The 20,465-nt window shown below is 35.4% G+C and carries 19 protein-coding genes; 12 read left to right on the top strand and 7 right to left on the bottom strand.

Annotation, left to right across the window (positions count from 1 at the left end; all coding sequences use genetic code 11):
• Positions 1-67 precede the first annotated feature (67 nt).
• Complete coding sequence (locus NTZ27_09210; GenBank protein MCX6174915.1) at positions 68-2,890, top strand: pitrilysin family protein; 2,823 nt, start codon at positions 68-70, stop codon at positions 2,888-2,890.
• Between the two features lie 141 nt (positions 2,891-3,031).
• A complete protein-coding gene (gene trxA, locus NTZ27_09205) occupies positions 3,032-3,367 on the top strand; it encodes a thioredoxin (protein ID MCX6174914.1) in 336 nt (111 codons plus the stop codon).
• Between the two features lie 55 nt (positions 3,368-3,422).
• Here trxA and NTZ27_09200 read toward each other — a convergent pair whose 3' ends face one another.
• Positions 3,423-3,947: a DUF4920 domain-containing protein gene (locus NTZ27_09200; protein ID MCX6174913.1), complete on the bottom strand. Its 525-nt coding sequence runs from the start codon at positions 3,945-3,947 to the stop codon at positions 3,423-3,425.
• Between the two features lie 163 nt (positions 3,948-4,110).
• On the opposite strand from NTZ27_09200, the gene priA reads away from it, so the two are divergent.
• Positions 4,111-6,573 (top strand): primosomal protein N', encoded by a 2,463-nt coding sequence (gene priA, locus NTZ27_09195; GenBank protein MCX6174912.1) that lies wholly within the window; start codon positions 4,111-4,113, stop codon positions 6,571-6,573.
• A gap of 55 nt (positions 6,574-6,628) precedes the next feature.
• A complete protein-coding gene (locus tag NTZ27_09190) occupies positions 6,629-7,186 on the top strand; it encodes a pseudouridine synthase (GenBank protein ID MCX6174911.1) in 558 nt (185 codons plus the stop codon).
• 67 nt (positions 7,187-7,253) lie between these two features.
• Here the strand turns inward: NTZ27_09190 and NTZ27_09185 are convergent, their stop codons facing one another.
• The 5 genes from NTZ27_09185 to NTZ27_09165 form a co-directional block, all read right to left on the bottom strand.
• Positions 7,254-8,081 carry a YIP1 family protein gene (locus tag NTZ27_09185; protein MCX6174910.1) on the bottom strand — a complete coding sequence of 276 codons (828 nt, stop codon included), beginning with the start codon at positions 8,079-8,081 and terminating at the stop codon, positions 7,254-7,256.
• 113 nt (positions 8,082-8,194) lie between these two features.
• On the bottom strand, positions 8,195-8,536 hold the full coding sequence (locus NTZ27_09180) for a hypothetical protein (protein ID MCX6174909.1): 342 nt from the start codon (positions 8,534-8,536) through the stop codon (positions 8,195-8,197).
• 87 nt (positions 8,537-8,623) lie between these two features.
• A complete protein-coding gene (locus NTZ27_09175) occupies positions 8,624-9,448 on the bottom strand; it encodes a hypothetical protein (GenBank protein MCX6174908.1) in 825 nt (274 codons plus the stop codon).
• On the bottom strand, positions 9,445-9,645 hold the full coding sequence (locus NTZ27_09170) for a helix-turn-helix transcriptional regulator (protein MCX6174907.1): 201 nt from the start codon (positions 9,643-9,645) through the stop codon (positions 9,445-9,447). The genes NTZ27_09175 and NTZ27_09170 overlap by 4 nt, the downstream gene beginning before the upstream one ends.
• Positions 9,642-10,067 carry a hypothetical protein gene (locus NTZ27_09165; protein ID MCX6174906.1) on the bottom strand — a complete coding sequence of 142 codons (426 nt, stop codon included), beginning with the start codon at positions 10,065-10,067 and terminating at the stop codon, positions 9,642-9,644. The genes NTZ27_09170 and NTZ27_09165 overlap by 4 nt, the downstream gene beginning before the upstream one ends.
• Positions 10,068-10,263: 196 nt before the next feature.
• Between NTZ27_09165 and NTZ27_09160 the strand changes: the two genes are divergently transcribed.
• The 7 genes from NTZ27_09160 (at position 10,264) to NTZ27_09130 (ending at position 16,992) form a co-directional block, all read left to right on the top strand.
• Entirely contained in the window at positions 10,264-11,634 is a 1,371-nt protein-coding gene (locus NTZ27_09160; GenBank protein MCX6174905.1) for a tryptophanase, read from the top strand.
• 75 nt (positions 11,635-11,709) lie between these two features.
• Positions 11,710-12,525: a DUF4905 domain-containing protein gene (locus NTZ27_09155; protein ID MCX6174904.1), complete on the top strand. Its 816-nt coding sequence runs from the start codon at positions 11,710-11,712 to the stop codon at positions 12,523-12,525.
• Between the two features lie 6 nt (positions 12,526-12,531).
• Entirely contained in the window at positions 12,532-13,095 is a 564-nt protein-coding gene (amrA, locus tag NTZ27_09150; GenBank protein ID MCX6174903.1) for an AmmeMemoRadiSam system protein A, read from the top strand.
• Positions 13,092-13,910, top strand: coding sequence for an AmmeMemoRadiSam system protein B (amrB, locus tag NTZ27_09145; protein ID MCX6174902.1), 819 nt, complete (start codon positions 13,092-13,094; stop codon positions 13,908-13,910). The genes amrA and amrB overlap by 4 nt, the downstream gene beginning before the upstream one ends.
• A 103-nt stretch (positions 13,911-14,013) precedes the next feature.
• Complete coding sequence (locus tag NTZ27_09140) at positions 14,014-15,246, top strand: hypothetical protein (protein ID MCX6174901.1); 1,233 nt, start codon at positions 14,014-14,016, stop codon at positions 15,244-15,246.
• 103 nt (positions 15,247-15,349) lie between these two features.
• Positions 15,350-16,018 carry a hypothetical protein gene (locus NTZ27_09135; protein MCX6174900.1) on the top strand — a complete coding sequence of 223 codons (669 nt, stop codon included), beginning with the start codon at positions 15,350-15,352 and terminating at the stop codon, positions 16,016-16,018.
• A 125-nt stretch (positions 16,019-16,143) separates the two neighbouring features.
• Positions 16,144-16,992 (top strand): alpha/beta hydrolase, encoded by an 849-nt coding sequence (locus NTZ27_09130; protein ID MCX6174899.1) that lies wholly within the window; start codon positions 16,144-16,146, stop codon positions 16,990-16,992.
• On the opposite strand, the gene NTZ27_09125 is transcribed toward NTZ27_09130, so the two are convergent.
• Positions 16,993-17,892: a hypothetical protein gene (locus NTZ27_09125; protein ID MCX6174898.1), complete on the bottom strand. Its 900-nt coding sequence runs from the start codon at positions 17,890-17,892 to the stop codon at positions 16,993-16,995. It lies immediately after the preceding gene.
• A 167-nt stretch (positions 17,893-18,059) separates the two neighbouring features.
• Here NTZ27_09125 and NTZ27_09120 point away from each other — a divergent pair, with 167 nt between their 5' ends.
• On the top strand, positions 18,060-20,459 hold the full coding sequence (locus tag NTZ27_09120) for a glycoside hydrolase family 127 protein (GenBank protein MCX6174897.1): 2,400 nt from the start codon (positions 18,060-18,062) through the stop codon (positions 20,457-20,459).
• Positions 20,460-20,465: the final 6 nt, after the last annotated feature.

Below are 20,465 nucleotides of genomic sequence, written 5' to 3'. Positions count from 1 at the left end.
TCTTTATGACCGCAGCAATATCTTTTCAGATAAAAACACAGACAACAAATAATTCCTTGGAGGAATAATGAAACACAAACGATCATTTATTTTTATTGCTCTTATGCTCTGCTTTAGCATAACAATATTTGGCGGAGAAAAGAAAAAGGAATTCAAGATTCCGTATGAAAAGTACAAACTTTCTAACGGGATGAATGTAATTCTACATGTTGACAAATCAGATCCGATCGCTGCAGTTTATGTAGTTTATCATGTTGGTTCTGCAAGAGAAGTTCAAGGCAAAACAGGATTTGCTCATTTGTTCGAACACTTGAGATTCAACGAGTCGCAAGACGTTCCGCAAGGACAATGGTTCAAAAAACTTCAGACTGCTGGCGCATCAAATGTAAACGGTTCAACAAATGAAGACAGAACTAATTATTTTGAAGTGATTCCGAAGAATGCAATTGAAATGGCTTTGTGGATGGAATCAGATAGAATGGGTTTCTTGTTAAGCAAAGTTAATCAAGAGACATTTGTTACACAGCAGAACGTTGTCCAAAATGAAAAACGGCAAGGCGATAACAGAGATTATTCACAAAGTCAATATATGTCCACTAAGTTAATGTATCCGCCAACACATCCTTACGGACATACTGTTATTGGTGAATTGGAAGATCTTGCCACAGCATCGCTTCAAGATGTTATTGATTTCCATGCTAAATATTATGCGCCAAGTAATGCAACTCTGATTGTTGCGGGAGACATTAATGTTACTCAGACAAAAAAATGGATTGATAAATATTTTGCTGAAATCAAATCCGGACCCGCACCAGCACCGCTTCCGAAAATGCCGGTTACTCTGAAAGAAACTATAAGATCATACTGTGAAGATAATCTTGCAAACGCTCCTAGATTGGGAATGGAATATCCTACGATTGAAGAATTTAATAAAGATGCTTATGCACTTGAATTTTTCGGACGCATATTTGCCGGAAGTAAAAAATCACCGTTGTACAAAGTAATTGTAGAAGAGAAAAAACTTGCACCATCTGTTAGCGCGCGCCAAAGCAGCAGCGAAATTGCGGGAACGTTTGATATTGCTATCACTGCTTTCCCAACAGTAAAATTGGGAGATGTAGAAGATGCAGTTAAAGAAGCATTCCAAAGATTTGAAAAGGAAGGATTCACAGATAAAGATGTAGAAAGACAGAAAGCTGGAATTGAATATGGTTTTTACAGTCAGAGCGCCAGTGTTTTGGGTAAAGCAATGCGTCTTGGCGATTATAATATTTTTAACGGTTCACCGGATTATATAGCAACCGATCTTAAAAATAGAATGAGTGTTACCAAAGAAGACGTATGGAGAGTTTACAACAAATATATTAAAGGCCAGAATTATCTTCTCACCAGCATCGTTCCCAAAGGTAAAGCAGATTTAGCTGCCCCTAATTCAAAATTGTGGGTGGTTCAAGAAGAATCGATAGAGAAACAAGGGACTAAGAAAAAAGATATTGTAAATGCTCCATATGTTCCAATTCCTTCGAAGATTGATAGAACTAAAGAACCGGTTAAAGGTCCTGATCCAGTTGTAAATATTCCTAAAATTTGGAAAGATAAAACCATTAACGAAATTCCAGTTTACGGAATTAAACAAAGTGAATTACCTCTGGTTCAATTCTCAGTTATTCTAAAAGGCGGAATGCTTCTTGACAATCCGGATTTGATTGGAGTTGGTTCATTAACAGCACGATTAATGAACCAAGGAACTAAAACGAAAACACCTGTAGAACTGCAAGAAGCAATACAAGATTTAGGCGCAAACATAAATGTTAATGGTGGAGGTGAATCAATTACAATTTCAGGAAGTTGTCTTGCAAGCAAACTGAATGAAACATTTGCTCTTGCAAAAGAAATGTTGTTCAAACCACGCTGGGATGAAAAAGAATTCGATCTTTCTAAAAGCCAGACGATTGAAGGACTAAAAAGAACTGAAACTTCTCCGGCATCTATTGCTCAAAGTGTGTTCAGTAAATTGGTTTACGGTTCTGATAATATCTTAGCAAATGAATCCGCTGGAACAATCAAATCAGTCGGTAAAATTACTCTCGATGATTTGAAGAAATACTACGAACAATATTTTTCACCTTCAGTTTGTAAAATCAGTATAGTAGGAGATGTAACACAAGAGAAAGCAGTTGCATTGTTCAATGGTTTGAAAGACTGGAATGCAAAAGAAGTGAAAATTCCCAATGTCACAAGTCTTACTCCCGCGAAACCGGGTATTTATTTTGTAGATGTTCCGAAGGCAAAACAATCACAAGTCTTTGCGGGACATGTAGGACCAAGCTACACTAATCCGGATTATTATAAAGCTGTTGTAATAAATCATAGACTTGGTGGTGACTTCAACGGAATATTGAACATGATTTTGCGTGAGAAAAAATCTTTTACGTACGGAGCTCGTTCGGGTTTTAGCGGTGCAACTTATGCAGGACAATTTCTTGCATCTTCTGCGGTCCAGTCTAATTCAACATTCGAGTCTACTCAGATTGTCCGGGATGAAATTAAAAAGTATACTGAAGAAATTTCGAAAGAAGATCTGGATCTAGTAAAGAGTACTTTATTAAAGAGCAATTCAGGACGGTTTGAAACATTGATGCAGCTTAACGGAATGTTGCTGCCTGTTGTTATGTACAATCTTCCATTCGATTACATAAAACAACGAGAAGCAATTGTACAAAAGATGACACCGGAAGAACATACAAAATTAGCACAGAAATTAATTCATCCGGATAAATTGATTTATTTGATCGTTGGTGATAAAGCCACACAATTCGATAAGTTGAAAGAACTTGGTCTCGGCGATCCTATATTATTAGATAAAGACGGAAAAGTTGTAACCAAGTAACAGATCAAGATTAAAAATAAGAGCAAGGGTATGAGATCTTAAATCGTGCTCTTGCTCATGATCTTGTTCTTCTTAGTATCTCCGAATCCTTTCTAAATTCTCTGCATCAAATCAACACAAAAATTTTTTAAGGAGAATAATATGAAGAATATAATAGAAGGAACGGATTCCAATTTCGCACAAGAAGTTTTACAATCTGATACACCGGTTTTAGTTGATTTCTGGGCGCCATGGTGCGGACCATGTAGAATGGTAGCTCCGATAGTAGAAGAAATTGCAAACGATCTTGCCGGAAAATTAAAAGTTGTAAAAGTAAACACAGATGAAAATTCTGGAATATCTGCACAATATGGAATTAGAAGCATTCCCACTTTAGGAATTTTCAAGAATGGAAAAATGGTTGATACTGTAATCGGCGCAGTTCCGAAATCTCATTTAGTTAGTAAAATTAATCCGCATCTTACTGCACTTAATTAAAACAAAAAGCCCTCACAATGTTGAGGGCTTTTTACTGTAAACTGTTTACTGTGAACTATCTAATTACCGCACCATTGCCTTGTATCTGGTAAACCTTTGCAACTTTCTGGTCAGCACAGCAGTTTTTTCCTTTGGAATCTTTAGCCTCTTTGGATTTATCAGCGCAGCAACCGCCATCCTTTTTTTCCTTCATTTCTTTAGTTGCTTTTGCATCTTGAGTTTTACTTTCTTTTGTTTCATCGCAAACGGCTTTGGGATCAGCCTGAGAAACAATTCCTTCCACCAAAGCGGTTTTACCTTTACTATCTTTTGGAAATACAATTACGCCGTCTTCAACTTTTACTTTGATCTTCTCATTCTTCTTTGTGCCTGCAATTTCAATCCAGCATCCTTTATCTTCGCAAACGCCAAGAATTTTTCCTTCAACAAGAACTACCTTGCCGTCAAATTTATCCGGTGAAGAAAGAATTTTCGAAATAGAAGTTTTTTCTTTTAGTGTGATCGCCTTTCCAAATTTCTGATCTTCTGCTTTTACAAAAGTTATAGCTAAAAGAAAAACCAATACAATTAATCTTTTCATTAAAACTCCACTATGTTTTATTATTGATGGCTGCAAAGTTAAAAGAACTGCACCGTTTATGCAATCCATTATTGCATTGATTATATTTGAATAAATAGCATTCAGCAATCAGCGTTTAGCTTTTGAGCTGATTGCTGAGAGACGAAAGCCGAGAGCGAAAAAAATGTTTTGCCAAGTAGTATTTCCATTGCCATTTAGAAAAGCGTTCACTTATTCTATTCCGGATGAATTAACTGATTCCGTTAAAGTTGGTGTACGTGTAGTTGCACCGTTTGGTAAGCGTGTGCTTACGGGATTTGTAATATCTAATTCGAAAATGGCAGATATAAAAGAAAAGATAAAACCGATACGCGACGTACTTGATGAAAAACCAATCTTCGATAGAACAGCGCTTAAATTTTATGAATGGATCTCCGAATATTACCTGAGCTCGTTAGGTGAAGCTCTTAAAAATTCTGTACCGTATGGAACAGAGATTGAGTCTAAACGTAGAATTGTAAGTGATAAAGACTTTTGTGAAAAGCTTTTAAATCAAGAAAGAAAGAAAACATCGCTCTGCGCAAAACTTCTCACTGCATTTTCTCAAAAAGAAGTTCATAGTATTTTTACTCTTCAGAAAGAAGTGAAGAATAAAAATATTTATTCACTACTCCGTTCATTCGAAAAGATTGGCGCAGTAACTCTTCTGGATGAAACAAGCGCCGCAAAAGTTAAAGCAAAAATGGTAAAATTTGTAAAGATTGAAAAATCAATTGATGAAATTTATGAACAAATGCCGGAGATAGAAAAAAAATCTCCCAAACAAGTTGTTCTCTTGCTGGAATTACTTTCATCTAAAGAACCAGTTGCATTAAGTGAGCTCTTACGAAAAACAAAATCCGCAGCATCTACGGTTAATAGTTTAGAGAAAAAAGGATTAGTAAAAATTTTTGATAAAGAAATAGAACGTGTTTATACTGAAACATATAAAGAAGAATCGAAACAGATAATCTTAACGGAACCACAATTGCAAATTGTAAACCGTATAAATGATACTATAGAAAAAAATACTTTTGAAACATTTCTTCTTCATGGAATTACAGGAAGCGGTAAGACACAAGTTTATATCGAACTTGCAAAAAAAATTATCGAGAAGGGAAAGAGTGTAATAATACTCGTTCCGGAAATTTCCCTTACTCCGCAAATCACCTCACGATTCTATAACTACTTCGGCGATCTCACCGCAGTTTTGCACAGCAGAATGTCTCTTGGCGAGCGTTACGATTCATGGCGCAGAATAATTGCGGGAAAATCCAAAGTTGTAATAGGTCCGCGCTCTGCATTGTTTGCACCGCTTCAAAATATCGGTTTGATTGTTGTTGATGAAGAACATGATCAAAGTTATAAGCAATATGATCTGGTGCCGAAATATCATGCAAGAGATGCCGCGATTATAAGAGCTAAGTTTAGCGAATGCCCGGTTGTACTTGGCTCTGCTACGCCTTCCGTTGAAAGTATGTACAATGCACTTAACGGAAAATATAATTTATTAGAATTACCGGACCGGATTGATAATGCAAAACTTCCATTGATAAAACTTGTAGATGTAACGATCGAAAAGAAAATGAAACGGATGGAGAGCATTTTTTCCCGCGAGATCCTCGATGAAATAGGAAATCGTCTAAAGAAAAAAGAGAGTGTAATAATATTACAGAACCGGAGAGGATTTGCAACCCAAGTTTTTTGTAATGATTGCGGAGAAGTTGTTACCTGCCCGGATTGTTCTGTCTCAATGGTTCATCATCTGAATAAAAATATTTTGCAGTGCCATTACTGCGGTATAGTTAAACATGTTCCTAAAGCTTGTACAAACTGCGGTTCTCTTGCGTTAAAATTTTTCGGAACAGGTACACAGCGTGTTGAAGATGAACTCGATTATTATTTCCCGAGTGCAAAGATAGAGCGTGTTGATTCGGATTCAATAAATAAAAAAGGGAAGTTGGGAGAAATATTAAACAGTTTTAGAAAAGGTGAGATAGATATCCTCGTCGGGACACAAATGGTTTCTAAAGGATTGGATTTTTCAAATGTAACTTTAGTTGGTGTTGTTGCCGCAGAAACTTCTTTATGGATACCGGACTTCCGTGCTGATGAAAGAACATTTCAACTTCTTACACAGGTTGCCGGTAGAAGCGGTAGAAGCGAGAAAGAAGGCGAGGTAATTATTCAAACACAGAACCAAAAACATTTTGTTCTACAAAAAGTGCTGATGAATGATTACAAAGGATTTTACGAAAGAGAAATTCTATTGCGTGAACAAGGAGAATACCCGCCGTTCACGCGTATTGGTCTAATCGAAATGAAAGACGAAAAAGAAGATCGTGTACAAGCTGGAATCCGGGAGTTTTTTGATTATTTACGAAAGCATGGCAAAGGTTTGAAAATGACTCCGCCAACTGAAGCTATCATTTATAAAATTAAAGGAATGTATCGTTTCCAAATTTTAATTAAGAGCCACAAAAAATTTGATCCGTCCGGTAAACAATTGCGTAATGCAATTTTAAATTCGTTTGTGGAATTCAATCAAAGATCACGTTACAGAGATATTAAACTGATAATAGATATTGATCCGCAAAGTATAATTTAACCTCACCCTGTTTCCCTCTCCTTAAAAAGGAGAGGGGCTAGGGGACAACAAGAAAATGATAACCGATAAAAAATATTTCATTCTATACAAACCTTACGGTGTATTAACACAATTCACCGATAAAGAGAATCGCAGAACAATACCGTCGCTTTATAGATTTCCCAAAGATGTTTATCCGGTGGGAAGGTTGGATATGGATAGTGAAGGACTTCTACTTTTGACTGACGATAAATCATTAACGGATTACCTTCTTAATCCAAAGAATAAACATGAACGCGAATACTTTGTTCAGGTGGAAGGAATTCCCGCAGAACAAGAATTACAAAAACTCCGTGACGGAATTATTTTGAAAGACGGGAAAACTCTTCCGGCAAAAGTAAAAATAATTGTTGATCCAAATTTTCCACCGCGCATTCCGCCGATCCGTGAAAGGAAAAATATTCCAACTTTCTGGTTAAGTATAACATTGATTGAAGGAAGAAACAGACAAGTGAGAAGAATGACCGCTGCAATTGGTTATCCTACTCTTCGGCTTGTTCGTGTTAGAATTATGAATATTTTATTAGAAGATTTAAAAGTTGGAAGTGTTAAAAAATTAGTGAAAGTGAAATAAGAAGGCTTATGAAATAAAAAACCCAACTTCTTCTTTGAAGTTGGGTTTTGAAAAACTCAAAATAAATTTATCCTGCCAAGAAACTTAAGAAAGGAACAGACTTAGCTAATGCAAAGAAAAGTAATCCAAATCCCAACCATACAGCAACAATTCCAATTATATATTTCAGTGTATTGCTGCTCTTAAACATTTTTGCCAAAGCTACACCGAACACAACATAAAACCAGATTGAAAAGACATCAAGTTTTCCTAATATGAATCCTGCAATTGTATTTTTTTCAGTACCTATAAAATCAGCAACGCTTGTTCCCGTAAAAAGTTTATTCATTGCTAATGCGGCAATAACCATAACTATCGCTTGAATGGCGAGAATATAATGAGGTAAACCATACGCCACCATTGCTTCTTTATAAGTTCCTGTGCCTTTTAAAACAAATTTTGCAAGAATTAAGTACACTCCGGAGACAATAAAGAAATAGAGAAAAACACCAAACGGAATTCCTACAAAAACACTAATCATTCGTATTGCGCCACCGCTTTGTCCCAATTGATCTCTAGTAGATTCAAGCCGTTGATCGGCTTGAGCTTGTGTCATTTGCCCTTTAGCAACTGCATCATTGAATGATTTTTCAACAGCCGCCATCTGTTTTTCTACTAATGCGGCTTTTATAGTAGGATTGTTCATCATTAAAAATTGAGAAAGTATAGTAATAACTATTACGATTAAAATTGGAATTACCCAATCGGCAGTCTTCGGAGGAAATTTTGACATCTTTGAAAACGTGGCATCTGGTTCGGAGAATACACCAACCAGTTTATCAGTGTGGCTCATTTCAAATTCTTCTTGTTCAACAGAGGACATTTTTGGAGCTTCTTGGTTTTGCATTTCTTCCATATTACTTCTCCTCGTTTATTTAATTGTTTAGTGAGGTTTGCTGAACCAAATTTAACAAAAAAATTACATGAAGCAAGAATGGAATAATAACTTTTTATGAAGATTTTGGAGTGTTAACCTTTCTTAAGAAAGATTAATCCCGCAATACCATGAACCATTGTGATTGAAGATATTGATAAGGTTAGCCAGCTATCTAAGATTAGATGCCCGTTAACAGTTTTATCAGTGATAAAATATATTATAGTTAATGCTACAAACTGTAATCCATAGGTTAGATTTCCCGTTTTGTAAAAGAGCTGTAGTTCTCTCTCGTCCGGTATTACTTTTTTCTTCCACGTGATTACAGGTAAGAAAGCTAAAAAAGATAACGAGGCACCTCCGACTGCACCGAATATTAGGATCGCTATAAAACAAAACGTTCCAACTATAGCTTCAAAGTAATATCTAAATTTCATTTTATTTCTCCCTTTCAAAAAGGATATTTCTTCCACTTTTTTATCAGAACGATCTCTTCTTGATAATTTATTTCATAGAAAACAATTTTACTCATTTCTAACAATGATTAATCCAACAATTCCCCACGAAAGAAGGAAAAGCGGAAATATGAGAACTCCCCAAATAACATTTATTTTGTATCCAAAAATAATTATATCATTTAGGTAAAAAAGAATTGAAAGAGCAATAATAAAAATAAGTCCCGCAAAGCTTAATGTCTTAAATAGAAGAAATTTTTCTCGCTCATCAAATTCTCTTTTAAGTTTATTTTTTATTTTACTTCTGTAGTCGTAGTATTGACCACCTATTAGAATTGGTGTTAAGAAAACAAATGAGCGTCCTATTATGACTTGATAATAAGCAAAGAAGAAAAAGAATATCCCGATCAAAAAAATAAGTCCGAAGAAAGACTTATTCATTTCAATGTAAGAATCTGAATTAAAAACTTCGTTTAACGATTTCTTATGATTTTTTATCTTGTTCTTAATGAATTCAATGTTAGTTAAAAATATTCCTAATGTTGAACGAAGAAGAATAAAAAGCGGGGCTAAAAAAAATGGTAAATATTTTTGTAATAACTCACCAGAAAAAGTTTTTAAATTACTTCCAAGTGTGAGGAACAAAACCATTACAATGAGGAAAATTATTGATGAAATAGTCAATGAGATTTCTAGAACAAGTATTTCTTCTTTATGCAGATCTTGTTTTTTTCTATAGATATAAGTTACCGGGTTTAAGACTAATATAACATTCGCAATGCCCACCACGATCATAATGAAGTGATTTGCTGGAATAAAGAGGCAGGTAATGAAAAAACTTAAAAGTAAAATTCCGCAAACTATTTCGACAACAAAAAATTTTGTTAAATTCATTTTGTCTTCTCCAGAAAAAATATTTCTTCAACTTTTTTACCAAATACCTTTCCAATCTTTAACGCAAGCGGTAGACTTGGGTCATACTTTTCCCGTTCAATTGCATTAATTGTTTGACGGGAAACATCCACAAGTTTTGCAAGATCTTCTTGAGATAACCTTCGTTCAGCCCGCAATATGTGGAGTGTGTTTTTCATTCGTACTTCTCTTTTACAAACTCTGCACCCAGTACATAAGCTATAATTGCAATCACTGAAAGAATTACCAATATGTAATTGAGCATTGTCGGTGCGAAATTCAGAAAAACAAAAATTAATGCGAAAAGAAAAACTAAAGTGGTTGTAAAGGCAATGTTCAAAGATTCTAAATGGATCTTTAGTTTTACTTCATCTCCGCGTAGAATTTGGAAATGATATCCCAGAGTACAGTAGATAAATCCAATCGTCCCTAACAAAGTTGAAAGGAAAAGAGTGGCTCGATGAATATATTTTGGGATACGAATTATCTGCTCGATTGGTAACATCGCAAAAACAAACATTGGTACAAAAAGAACTACCGATGATAAAATCAAAATTGATGTCTTATAAGGAAACGAAAAATTCTTTAGAATGTTTTTCATATTGACCTCTAACCAAATTAGTTGCTAAACCTAACTTATAGTATTCTTTACAATAAGTCAAGTATGCTTTACATAGTGTTTTTAACAATTCCTACTTAAGACCTTCGAGGTTAAAACCGAAAACCTCGAAGGTTGTTTGAAAGGGAATTCGTAATTTTGTTCAAAGAAAAAAATTTCATCCTACACTGAGGATTTCATGAAAACCATTATTGAGCCATTTAAAATCAAATCCATTGAACCAATCAGATTTACCACAAGAGAAGAGCGAGTTAAAATTTTAGAAGAAGCCGGTTACAATACTTTTTTGATTCATGCCGATGATGTACTGATTGATCTTTTAACCGATAGCGGAACATCTGCAATGAGTTCCGAACAATGGGCGGGGATAATGCGAGGTGATGAATCGTATGCGGGCGCAAAAAGTTTTTACAATTTTGAAGCGGCAGTTAAAAAAATTACCGGCGATGAATTTATCATTCCAACTCATCAAGGAAGAGCCGCCGAAAAAATTATTTTTTCAATTCTGGGCGGACCGGGAAAACATTTTGCGAGTAATACATTTTTCGATACAACACGTGCAAACATAGAATTCAGCGGCGCTGAAGCTGTTGATCTTTTGGTGGAAATTGGGAAACATCCCGAGCAGCGCGCACCATTCAAAGGCAATATGGATGTTGAAGCTCTCGAAGCGTTCATTAAAAAAGTTGGCAAAGAAAATATTCCTCTCATTGTTCTAACGGTAACAAACAATTCCGGCGGCGGTCAACCTGTTTCGATGCAAAATATTAGAGAAGTAAAAGATGTGTGTAAGAAATACGGCTTACCTTTATTCCTTGATGCATGCCGTTTTGCAGAGAACGCTTATTTCATCAAACTCCGGGAAAAAGGTTACGAGAATAAATCCGTTCTGGAAATTTGCCAGGAAATGTTTTCATACGCAGATGGTTCAACAATGAGCGCAAAGAAAGATGCGCTTGTAAATATTGGCGGATGGCTTTCACTCAACGATGATGAACTCGCGATGAAATGCCGCAATCTTCTAATTGTTACGGAAGGATTTCCAACTTACGGCGGATTAGCGGGACGAGATCTTGAAGCCATTGCTCAAGGTTTGGAAGAAGTTGTTGATGAGCATTATCTAGAATACAGAATTCGCAGTACGGAATATCTCGGAGAAAAAATGTTGAGTGCCGGAATTCCAATTATTGAACCGCCGGGCGGACATGCAATTTACATTGATGCAAAAAGATTTCTTCCTAATATTCCAGCGGAACAATATCCCGGACATTCAATTGTGTGCGAAATTTATATTGAAGGCGGAATACGAGCGTGCGAAATCGGCAGTATTATGTTTGGAAAATATGATAAACAAGGAAAATTAATTCCGGCGATGATGGAACTTGTGCGTCTCGCAATTCCAAGAAGAGTTTATACACAAAGTCATGTTGATTACGTTGCTGAAGTTTTAATCGAGGTTTATAAGAATAGAAGTAAAATGAAAGGCTACAAAATAATTTACGAAGCTCCGATGCTGAGACATTTCACTGCTAAATTCAAACCTCTTTAATTCTTCTCATACTTGCTGGTGGTTTGCACACTCAGTGTTTGAGATTATCAATCAACGAGTGTGCCAAGGAGAAAGATGAAAAAACATTTCACATATAAATCTGATAAACAAATTTGGAGAATTCTAATCTCCGATTCCGATAAACTTATTCTTGAAACACGCGATCTTAACACAAAAGAAGTTTTCTTTAATTGTTATTACATTGAAACCGGAAAAAATATTTTTTGTGATTTTCAGCTTGATGAAAAATGCTGGGTGGGCATTGAGGAAATTTATAAAGATATTATTTTCTTCCACTACTTTCCCAAACCTGATATGCCTTATCATAAGGGAATAATTGCATTTGATATTGCATCGCAAAATATTTTATGGACGAATAATGAATTCTCTTTTCTCTTTGCAAGTGACGAAAAAGTTTACGGATTCAAGCAAGGATTTGAAGAAAGATATTTTTCGGCTTTAAATTATTTAGACGGCGAGCTAATTGAGGAATTCGGCTCAGACCATAAAAAGATAAACGCATTACAAAAATCTGCGGAAAATGAAAAAAATTGGAGTTCGTATCTTTATCCCAAAGTTTTTTCAAATGATGAAATAGATTCTAGAATTGCTGAAGCAATACGAAGACAGACCAATAATACCAGTGTTGAAGGAGAAGTAGAGTATAATTCAAAAAATGATCTGCTCTTCTTTAACTATCACACAACAATATTTGAGAATAGTTTTGTAAATAAATTTCTCGCTGTTAATCTTAACTCAAACAATGTGATTCTATCTGAGATCTTAAATGCTAATGCTTCGGCATTATTTACGGATTCATTCTTTGTTTATAAAAAACATCTTTTCCTTCTTCGCGAAAAGAATGAAGTTATTGTTTATAAGCTAGAGTAAAATGAAATGGAAATAACATTAGAAGAGAAAAAGATTCTTCTCGATACTGCGCGTACTTCAATTAAATCAGTTTTTACCGGAGAGAAAAACCCAGAACCAGATTATGGACAACATCCGGTTTTCAATTCGCACTCGGGAGCTTTTGTAACTCTTACAAAAGCCGGTTCACTGCGCGGATGTATCGGGTACATTATTTCGGATAGTCCGTTATTCGAAACCATATGTGATGCTGCGATACATGCATCGCAAAATGATCCGCGATTTCCTTCTGTCCGTCAATCGGAAATTAAAGATCTCGCAATAGAAATTTCAGTTTTATCAGAACCCTTTCCGCTTAACAGTTATGATGAAATTGAAATCGGCAAGCACGGATTAATTCTTGAAGAAAAAGGAAGGCGCGGACTTTTACTGCCTCAAGTTCCAATTGAACATCATTTGAATCGTGAACAATATCTCGATGCAATATGCCTGAAGTCGGGATTTTCGCCCGGCTATTGGAAAACAAAACAGCTTATGCTCAATGCTTTTACCGCAACAATTTTTAGCGAAGAAGAACAGGGAGTAAAATGAAAAATATTCGAGAACCGGCAGTAGCGGGAATGTTTTATCCCGCATCGCCAAGTAAATTAAAAGACGAAGTAAGACTACTGCTGGATACTTATAAACCACAAGAGAAATTTGAAAATGTTGTCGGTATCGTATCTCCCCATGCAGGATATGTTTATTCCGGAAGAACGGCGGCATTTGCATTTAATGCTGTTAAACAGAAAAAATATAAAACAGTTGTAATTATTTCTCCGAGTCACCGTGAATATTTTCCGGGGATTTCTATTTATAACGGCGATGCATATAAAACCCCGCTAGGCGAAGTTCCGATTAATAAAGAAATGAGATATGGATTGGTGATTGATAGTAAAATCATTTTTAATGGAATAAACGGACACCGCGCCGAGCATGCTGTTGAAGTTCAAATTCCGTTTCTACAAATGGTGATGAATAATTTTTCTATTGTTCCTATCGTGATGGGTGATCAGGATAAAATGTATATCAATGAACTTTCTCAAAGATTAGCCGAAGTTATGGATGATGAGACATTAATTATTGCGAGCTCGGATCTTTCTCACTTTCACTCAAAAGAACAAGCAGACAAACGGGATTCAATTGTAGAAAAACGAATCGCAGAATTTGATTATGAAAACTTGCAGAAAGATTTAGAGACTGGAAAATGTGAAGCATGCGGCGGCGGAGCTATTGTTACAATGATGAAAACAGCTGATCTCTTAAATAAGAAAAAATCCCAAATCCTCTCGCGTACTGATTCTGGCGATATTACAGGGGATAATTCCGAAGTTGTCGGGTATTTAAGCGCAGTTCTCTTTCAATAGCATTTATCTGAAAATAAAAGATCTATTGTATACAATGTTGTAAATAAAATATTTTAATTTAGAGTGTAATTAATCAGCAGTAAATTTTTTAGGTCTTACTTCAATGCCTCTCAGAAATTTATTTTTAGATTTCAATTCATACTTTGCTTCTGTTGAACAGCAGGTCAATCCAAGACTGCGGAATAAACCTATCGCCGTTGTTCCTATGATGGCAGACAGCACTTGTTGCATTGCTGCAAGTTATGAAGCGAAAAAACTTGGTGTTAGAACCGGCACGCTTGTTTCCGAAGCAAAAAAACTTTGCCCGGGTTTACAATTAGTAGAAGCACATCATCGTCTCTACATTGAGTATCATTATAAATTAGTTGAAGCGATAGAGTCGTGTGTTCATGTTGATCAAGAAATGTCTATTGATGAAGTGTCGTGTTCACTTATGGGTAAACAAAAAATTCGCGAGAATGCTATTGAGCTTGCTCTTCAAATAAAAAAAACAATTGCAGAAAAAGTCGGCGAGTATTTAAAATGTTCAATCGGTATTGCGCCGAACAGATTTTTAGCAAAGACTGCTACAGATATGCAAAAACCGGATGGATTAATAGTGATTGAAGAGAAAGATTTGCCGCATTGTCTTTACAGCCTAAAACTTAGAGATTTAACGGGCATTGGAAGAAGAATGGAAGTTCGTTTAAAGCGGCACGGAATCTACACAGTTGAAGTGCTTTGCACATTGCCCAAGTCGCGTTTAAGAGAGGCATGGGGTGGAATCGAAGGGGAAAGAATATATGCGCAATTACGTGGAGAAGATGTTAAGAGACCTCCGACGCACAGACAGACTATAGGTCACTCACATGTTCTTCCGCCGAAAGAAAGAAATAAAGATGATGCCTTTGCTGTGATGAATCGCTTATTGCAGAAAGCGGCAATGAGAATGCGTTACCTTGGTTATGTTACAGGCGCGATGTCTATGGGTGTACGTTTTTTAGGAGGAATAAAATGGAGAGAAGAAATTAGTTTTTCTCATACGCAAAATACTATAACTCTTATGAAGGCTTTGGAAAAAGTTTGGGAAAGATACCCGGCAGGAAAAGAGAAACCACTTGCTGTTGGAGTTACTCTATTTAAGTTGCTGGATGAAGATCAGAGCACGCCAATCTTTTTTGAAGATTATGACAAAATAAAATCTCTTAACAAAGCAGTCGACGGATTAAATAAAAAATACGGATTTACATCCGCATATTATGCAGCCTCACACTTCGCAAGAAAATCGGCACCAATGAGAATAGCGTTTACTCAAATACCAAACTTAGAAATAGAAGATGACGAAAAAGATTTTTGAAAAAATAGGTTGAAGTAATTTTCCGCTAAGTGTTACGAAATAATAAACCATTTTAAGTTTTAAGTTGTCAAAGAGATATAAAAAGAAATTGAAAGGTGTCATCATGATATATCAATCGAAGAAGTATTCAATTTACTTTATACTGATTCTTTTTACCGCAATTAATTTTATTGGCTGTACTTCCTCCAGACTAATTGATGTGTGGAAAGATCAATCATATAAACCAGGCAAGATCAGGAATATTTTGGTTATTGCCATTAACAACAATAAAACGAAAAGAAGATTGTGGGAAAAAACTTACGTTGATGCATTGCAAGATGCCGGCGTAAAAGCTACTCCTTCATACAGCTATTATCCCAATGACGTACCGGAAGAAAAAGATATTCCAAATCTATTTAAAGATAATTATGATGGAATAGTTCTTATTCAAAAAGTAAGCGAAGAGAATAGAAAATACCGCGTTCCCGGACAGCTATATTATCAACCGATTTGGTTTGGATATACTTTTGGAAGAAGATACGGTGCCGGATACAGGATTGTTAGATCGCCGGGTTATATAGAAAAAGAAACTGTTACTCAAATAGAAACTACATTCTGGGAACCGAGCGAAGATGGAAAAATGATTTGGTCGGCTATAACAGAATCAGTAAATCCGTCATCACCGCTTAAGTTCAGCGAAGAAGTTTCCGGTTTGGTTGTTCCTAAAATGATAAATGACGGAATTATTTTACCTAAAGATAAAAAAGACAGAGATGTAAATTCCTCTTTCTGAAAAAAAAGTTGATATGAAGATAAAAACTGAATAATCAAAAAAAATCATAATAAAAAATGTTGAATTCACATTTCAATTAAGATAAATTCTTATTATAATTTTATAAATCTATTGGAAAATTAAAAATGAAATTAAAAGTTCAACTATTAGTTATATTTTTTATTGTTGTTTCAAACCTAATCTTAGCCCAATCGATCGGAAAAGTTAAATCGAAGGATGGAACTGAAATTGCATATACTATTCAGGGAAAAGGAGAACAAGCGCTAGTTTTTGTTCATGGTTGGAGCTGCAATAAATCATATTGGGATGAGCAGGTAAAAACATTCTCGCCTAAATATAAAGTTGTTACAATTGATCTTGCCGGACATGGTGAATCTGGACAGAACAGAAAAAATTTCACGCCAAAATCTTTCGGTGCCGATATAGCTGCGGTTGTGAATAAATTAAATCTTAAAAAAGTAATTATGATAGGACATTCAATGGGAGGAGCGGATATTATTGAAGCCGCAGTGCTGCTTAAAGGAAGAGTTATTGGTTTAATTGGGGCAGATACTTTTCAAGATCTTACACAAACAATGTCGAAAGGACAAGCGGAACAATTTTTAAAACCATTCCGAGAAAATTTTATTCAAGCCGCAAGCGGATTTGTTAAATCGATGTTTACAACTACGTCGGATACAATATTGGTAAAAAGAGTTGTGAAGGATATTTCTTCAGCTTCTCCGGATATTGCTATAAATACTTTATTAAATCTATTTACATATAATGCTGTTCCATCGCTTAAGAAAATAAATCTCCCCATCATTTCAATTAATAATGACCGTTATACCATGCAAATCAAAGAGAACAGCAAGTATGTAAAATCTTTTAAAGTAAAAATTATGAAAGGTATTGGTCATTTTATTATGCTGGAAGACCCGGCAAAATTTGATCAGCTCCTTCAGGAATCAATTGATGAGTTAACAAAACAATAATCACGGAGATTTTTTTTCACTTCCGGTTCCCAAATCACGCTCTAAAATATTTGGTATTAATAAAGGTTGATGCCCTTTCGCAATTATTCGATCGTTATTTCTTTGTGCCGCGACAATTTTTATTGCGTTTAAGTATGCATCATCATAGCTCATTCCTTTATCAAAAAATTCACGTTCCTTAAGTTCACACAAGATGGAAAACTCGGTTTCTTCACAAGAAATATTTCCATCAATCCAAATTTCTTTTGTAGGAATAAAATGATAAGCAAGATCATTTCCGCTTAGACCGAAGTCGGGATAAATATCTCTCCGAACTGCTGCACCATCAACTATCCAAATTGAGACACCGTTTCGCACTTCAATTTTTTGACGATAAATATTTTGAAGAATTATGGAATCCGGCAATTCAAAAATTTGTTTAATTCCATCACAATCAGTCGGCGAAACTTTAGGAATTAATTTTTCATGTTCTTTGGCTATTTTGAAATCGTTCTTACGCATTCGTCTTTCAAGAGCAAGCGAACTATCGTGAGCATCCGAATAACTCATTCCTTGAGTTGCCATTAAATCCCGCTCGTGCAATTCATGTGCTAAAGTGTATGTAAATTCTTCAGCTGAAATAGCATGATCAATCCAGATTTCGTTTTTTGGGATAAATGGATATCTCTCATTGTTCCCTCCATATAAAAACTCGGGGTAAATTTCTCTTCGAATGATCAAACCATCAACAATCCAGATTTTCTTTCCATTCTGTTCACTAACGGGAATGCGATAAATATTTTTAACTACAACAGTTTTTTTGAAACTGTGAGAAACTTGCGCCTCTAATGGAAAGTTCGAAGAATAAAAAATTAAGCAAAGAAGAATTACGAATATGGTTTTAATATGATATCTCTTCATAGGATCTCTCCTAGTTTTCATGCGATCTTAATTAATATTAGACATTATTAATAATAAAAGCGAAAAATTTTTTTTTATTATGAAAAAATTCTGTCGGATTCAATAAATTGTGAAGCGAATAAAATACTTCCGTTGTTTTATCAATATCTTTTCATGGGAGACAAATCATGAATTTCAAGACAGTAACAATGTTTTTATTTCTTTCGATAATAATTTCTGCCCAAGTAAAAAAAGATTATCCGATTCAACCTGTTCCATTTACACAAGTAAAAGTTGATAAAGGTTTTTGGTTCGATCGAATGGAAACCAACCGAACTGTTACGATTCCGTATGCACTTAAACTTTGTGAAGAAACAGGACGAATTAAAAATTTTGCAATAGCCGGAGGATTAGAGAAAAGAGACTTCTGCAGCAAATATTATTTTGATGATTCCGATGTCTACAAAGTAATTGAAGGTGCATCATATGCGTTAATGTTGAAGCCCGATAAAGAATTAGAAAAACAGCTTGATAAAATTATTTTGCTAATTTCTTCTGCCCAGGAAAAAGACGGTTACCTTTACACAGTACGTACTATGGGTTCTCATAAATTTGAAAGAGTAACAGGTTCATCACGCTGGCTGAATGAAGAAGGGAGTCACGAACTTTATAATGTCGGCCATCTTTATGAAGCGGCAGTTGCTCACTTTATGGCGACAAAGAAAAAAACACTTTTAAATGTTGCACTCAAAAATGCTAATCTTGTTTGTAATGTTTTTGGACCCGGTAAAATTAGTCTGCCTTCGGGACATCAAGAAATTGAAATCGGTTTAGTGAAACTTTATAGAGTGACCGGTAAAGTGAAATATTTAAAACTTGCAAAGTTCTTACTTGATATGCGCGGAAACTATGTTAATGGAAGAAAATCTTGGGGCGAATATAATCAAGATCACAAACCTGTTATTGAGCAGGACGAAGCTGTGGGTCATGCAGTCCGTGCCGGATATATGTATTCAGGAATGGCAGATGTTGCTGCGTTAACCGGAGATAAAGATTACCTGAAAGCATTAGATAAAATCTGGAATAATGTAGCGGGGAAAAAATTATATCTAACCGGCGGAGTTGGTGCAACAGGCTCATGGGAAGGATTCGGTAAAAATTATGATCTTCCGAATGCAAGCGCATACAATGAAACTTGTGCCTCGATCGCAAATGTGTTTTGGAATCACCGGATGTTTCTTCTTAGCGGAGATGCAAAATATCTTGATGTTATGGAGCGGACTTTATACAACGCACTTCTTTCCGGTATATCAATGAAGGGGAATTCATTTTTTTATCCTAACCCGCTTGAATCTTTCGGCACGCACGAACGTGCGGCGTGGTTTGATTGTGCATGCTGTCCTACAAATGTAACTCGTTTCATTTCTTCTGTAGCTAATTATATGTATGCTGTAAAAGGAAGCGAGTTGTTCGTTAATCTTTTTACCAACAATGAAACAGAAATTAAACTCAACAACGGTAAAGTTAATTTGAAACAAAGAACAAATTATCCGTGGGACGGAAAAATTACGATAGTTGTTTCTCCCAATCTGAAAGAAGAAAAATTTTCACTTAACATCCGAATCCCGGGTTGGTCTCAAAACGAAGCGATAGCAAGCGATCTTTATAAATTTATTGATCAGCCAAAAGAAAAGATTAATCTGGCTGTAAACGGAAAACCTATAGAGATAAAAATTGAAAATGGATTTGCTGTAATAAATAGAAATTGGAAAACCGGCGATATCGTTGAATTAAATCTTCCGATGGAAGTTAAAAGAATTGCAGCGAATGAAAATGTTGAAGCAGATAAAGGAAGAGTTGCAATTCAACGAGGACCAATAGTTTATGCAGCAGAATGGATTGATAATAAAGATGGCTATGTGCGCAATATTTTGTTAAATAATAATTCAAAGTTGACTGCGGAGTATAAATCGGAACTCCTCAACGGTGTAGAAATTATCAAAGGAAATGTTTTAGGTTATAGATTAGCCGATGATAAAAAAACCTTAAAGCAATCTGAACAAGAATTTACCGCAATTCCATACTATGCTTGGGCACATAGAGGTAAAGGTGAAATGAGTGTTTGGCTTTCAAGTGATGAATCAACCGTCCGACCTTTATCAGGACCAACGATGTTAACAAATGCAAAGTTGACTGTTTCTCACGGGAACAATCTACAGGCAATGATAGATCAATTGGAACCAAAAAATTCGATTGATGAATCACTACCATATTTTCATTGGTGGCCGAATAAAGGAGAAAAGGAATTTGTGCAGATCGATTTTGCAAAACCGGAAGAGGTTTCAGAAGTTTCAATATATTGGTTCGACGATACTGGAATCGGTGAATGTCGAGTTCCAACAACGTGGAAAGTTTTTTATAAAGAAGGAGAAAAATGGCCCGCAGTTTACACTACAGATAAATATGGTGTTGAAAAAGATAAATACAATAGTATTACATTTGAAACGGTTAGAACTTCTTCAATAAAAATTGAAATTCAATCTCAAAAAAATTTCGCCGGCGGAATTCACGAAATTAAATTAAAGTGATATTGG

The sequence above is a fragment of the Ignavibacteriales bacterium genome (assembly GCA_026390775.1).
In the GTDB taxonomy this organism is placed as follows: Bacteria; Bacteroidota; Ignavibacteria; order Ignavibacteriales; family Melioribacteraceae; genus Fen-1258.
Note: the sequence above shows the minus strand (reverse complement) of the source record. Positions and strands in the feature narration are given on the sequence as shown.